A 3,927-nucleotide genomic window follows, 5' to 3' on the forward strand; every position below is an offset into this window, starting at 1 on the left:
CCTCCTTGCCGATTTGTGTTCTACGCTAAGTGTTTATCGACAATAAATACCTTATCGTTTCTTTACTTTGCTTCTCTCTAAGAGCATAATAAATAAAAATGATTATCAGAATATAAGTCATGAAACAAAACCATTTGATTTGCTTGTTAATGAGCAGTTTTGCCGCTGCAAACGGCTTTGCCGAAACCTTGGCAGACCCTGATGAAATCCAGCCTGTCAAAACCTTCTCCCCTCCCAAACCGATTGCCCCGACCGCGGCTCAGGGCTATTTCCCCGAAAACCAATTCGACCGCACCGACCGCAGCGATCATTACTTTGTTACCGAAAACATAGACCAAGCCTTCCGTCCGCTGAAAGCAAACAGCGGCTTTTACGGCAAAAGCTTTTACAACTCCGTTACCGCGCAAGCGCGTGGGGCAAAGGTGTACGGCGTGGCCAACCTCAATCACACCAAGGCCAACGGCTATAAAGACGGCGACGGCAATCAGACCGATTGGAAATACAGCCGTTTCAATCAAGCTTTGGTACTCGGTTTCGTGCCGTCTGAAACCCAGGAATACCGCCTCACCTACCTACACGACGACATCGACAACGACCGCCAACCGCAGTTCGTCAACGACGCATTGGATACCGAACGCCACATCGCCAAACTCAACGCGCGTTGGGGCAATGCTGATTTGAGCAATACGGTCAGCGCGGAAGCAGGCATCATCAAACTCAAACGCCATGCCGACAATTACTCCCTGCGCCCAAACAACACGCCGCAGCAAGTGTTCGTAGAGCTTGACCGCAAAGTGTACGACTTCTCGCTCAAACATGACGCGGATTTCGGCAAGTTCCACAACAATGCCGCCGTCAGCTACCGCAACGACAGCCAAAACGGCGAGCGCAACGCCCACACCGCCATGCGCGATTTCCTCAACGGCTACCGTTTCGCCGATGTACACCTCGACCGCTGGCGCATTGCCGATACCTTGTCTTACAAGTTTGACGACCGACACAAACTGGGCTTGGGTTTGAGCTACGAAATCAACGAAGCGGACGTTCGCAAAAATACGGCGCAGCCCGCCCATCCGATGAACCGCAACCTTGCCTTCGCCTCATCACAACAAATCTGGAAAACCCATTACGGCTACGACTTCAACGGCAAAGTGCGCCGTCATGCCTTTTCAGGCGAACTCAAATACGATTTCACGCCGTCTGAAATGCAAAAATACAGCGTTTCCCTTGCTCACTTAGAACGCATCGGCGACAACACCGAACGCTTCAACTCGCTTGCCGCCATCGTGCAAAACCGCATGAACGGCACGTTGATGAACCAAAACCCGGCCGCCGCCATCGCAGGCAATCCCCTGCTGAAAACCGAAAAACACAACCGCATCAAGCTCACCGCCGATAGCCGCAACGACTACTACAACGGCTATATGAACTCGCTCGCAGGTGCTGGCTGGAACGTGGGCGGCACGCTTGTGGCGGACAAAGTTAAAGACCTGATTATTTTTGACCGCGCACACGGACAAAGTGGCACGGCTTCCAAAGGCGGCGGCATCATCACACGCAACGTGGACGCACGATTGTTTACCGCTCAGGCCTACGCGCGTTACAACTTCAATCCGCATTGGGCGGCAGGCATTAAAGCCTCCTACAACTACGGGCACAACGAAACCGACGGCAGGCCGCTCTATCAAATCCGTCCGTTTGAAGCCGCCGTCCAAGCCGACTACAAAAACTACTTTGCCCACGGCAGCTACAACATCGGTGCCGCAACACGCTTTGTCGCCAAACAAACGCGCGGCGATTTTGACGCGGCAAGCGGTCTGGGCATAGACAAACGCGAAGCCGCCAAAGGCTTTACCGTTGCCGACCTTTACGCAGGCGTAAACATCAAAGACAAATACGGCTTGCGCTTGGGCGTGAACAACGTGTTCAACAAAAAATACGCCGAATACATCAGCGGCGACCACGTCCTCGCCCTGTCGCCCAGTGTAGTGTATGCACCGGGCAGGACGTATTGGTTGAGTTTGCATGCGGCGTTTTAAAATCAGGCCGTCTAAAAGAATGCCTACACTGGCTTATTAAGAATTAGGAGATAAAAAAATGGATATGAAAAGACGTGATTTCTTAAAAATGACCGCCGCGCTGGCAGCCGCAGGCGTTTCGCCTTCATTGTTGGCAGCCGGTAAAGAACAATTTACCGTGTACGGCGCACCGGCAATGCCCAGCGTTACCATCGCCGTAGCGGCGTTGCAAGGCAAGCTGGCGAAACAGGCGGATGTATCGCTGAAAATCTGGCGTTCGCCCGACCAACTGCGTGCAGGCGTAGCAAGCGGACAATTTAAAGTAATGATGAGCCCGAGTAATGTCGGCGTAAACCTGCGCAACCAAGGGCAGAAAGTCGGCATGGTCAATATTTTGACCAACGGCATCACGCAGCTGATGTGCAAAGGCAGCGCGATTACCTCGCCGCAGGATTTGGTCGGCAAAAAAATCCTCGTTCCGTTTAAAAACGATATGCCCGACATCGTGCTGCAAGCCTTGTTGAAAAAACTGAAAATCGACGCACACAAAGTCGGCATCACCTATACCGCCACGCCGCCCGAAGCAGTCGGACTGTTTTTGAGCAAGGACTACCACGCCGCCATCCTGCCCGAACCGATGGCAACCGCCAGCCTACTTAAAGGCAAAACAATGGGCGTAAACGTCGTACGCGGCTTTGATTTGGTGAAGGCATGGGGACAGGCGTTTGACACCAAACCGCTGATTCCGATGGCGGGCATCATCGCCAACGAAGAATATTTCCATGCACACAAGGCGCAGTTCGACATCTTCCATCAGGATTTGAAAAACGCACTCAACTGGATACTCGCCAACCGCCAAAGCGCCGCGAAAATCGGCAAAAACTACCTCCCAGCCCCCGAACCCGCCCTAGTCATGGGCTTGGACGGCGCGCGGCTGACGGTAACCAAAGGCAGCGAAGTGAAGAACGAGATTTTGAAGTTTTACGAAATCCTGATGCAGTTCAACCCGAAACTCTTGGGCGGCAAGCTGCCAGATAATGGCTTCTTCTTGGCTTAAAATGGGAGAAAGGCCGTCTGAAAAGGGAGTAGTAGTATTGGGGAATCCAATATACCCTTTTCAGACGGCCTATCAGATAATAGTTAGAACAGTACACAAAAAGCCGTCATTCCTGCGCAGGTGGGAATCCAGTCTTTGATATTGCAGGAGTGTTTTAAAATTGCAACAACGTTAAACCTCTGGATTCCTGCCTGCGCGAGAATGACGGCGGGTAGTAACTGTAGCAACTGTATTTTTTACCCCGTCGGGCAAAAATACCAAAACTCAAATCAAGCCGTTTGGATACCGTTTTTGGCAAAGTAATCACGCATCCGGGCATTCAATATCGTCAGCAGTTTGCGCATACATACCGTAACGGCAACCTTATACGGCTTACCCTTGGACAGCAAGCGCTGATAGAAATCCCGAATAAGCGGTTGGGTTGTTAAACACAGCAAAACCGTCGGATTGTCTGAAATGTTGAGTCATGACCTAATCTACGCTTGTTAATATAGATTTGCTAGTCTGAGGCGTTAATAATATGAGTTAAACCACTGAAGTATAAGAAAAATTTTATAATAAATAATCATTTAACTTGCTAAAGTTTAGGACATAAAAAATGAATACTGCTAATTTGTTTCAAAAAGAAAAAGATGATTTTCACTATAATGCCTGTGTAGGAAATAATGGCTGGACAGGTATTAGAGCTTATATACATGGCTATCAAGCAGCTACTTTAGTAATGCTTGAATCAGTTCTAAAGTCAGTCAATAGTCGTAAAGATGTTCCGGAGGATGCTAATTACTGGTATGTTGATACAGCTATATATCCAATATTATTTTCAGCGAGACAGTATAATGAAAATCATCTTTT

3 protein-coding genes and 1 pseudogene are annotated in these 3,927 nt (G+C 49.7%); 3 read left to right on the forward strand and 1 reads right to left on the reverse strand.

Annotated features, from left to right (window positions below; all coding sequences use genetic code 11):
• The first annotated feature begins 119 nt into the window (after positions 1-119).
• Together Q1M25_RS08680 and Q1M25_RS08685 are read left to right on the forward strand one after the other, a co-directional pair.
• The gene (locus tag Q1M25_RS08680) at positions 120-2,039 is read left to right on the forward strand and encodes a TonB-dependent receptor (RefSeq protein WP_300483882.1); all 1,920 of its coding nucleotides are present in this window, start codon (positions 120-122) and stop codon (positions 2,037-2,039) included.
• A gap of 58 nt (positions 2,040-2,097) precedes the next feature.
• Positions 2,098-3,075, forward strand: coding sequence for an ABC transporter substrate-binding protein (locus Q1M25_RS08685; protein ID WP_003675852.1), 978 nt, complete (start codon positions 2,098-2,100; stop codon positions 3,073-3,075).
• Between the two features lie 269 nt (positions 3,076-3,344).
• On the opposite strand, the pseudogene Q1M25_RS08690 reads toward Q1M25_RS08685, so the two are convergent.
• Positions 3,345-3,491, reverse strand: a pseudogene (locus Q1M25_RS08690) (IS110 family transposase); the annotation flags it as partial.
• A 182-nt stretch (positions 3,492-3,673) separates the two neighbouring features.
• Between Q1M25_RS08690 and Q1M25_RS08695 the strand changes: the two are divergent.
• A partial coding sequence (locus tag Q1M25_RS08695) for a hypothetical protein (RefSeq protein WP_300483885.1) occupies positions 3,674-3,927 on the forward strand: 254 nt, incomplete at its 3' end.

Origin of the sequence: uncultured Neisseria sp., from assembly GCF_951230505.1 — a bacterium.
GTDB lineage: Bacteria > Pseudomonadota > Gammaproteobacteria > Burkholderiales > Neisseriaceae > Neisseria.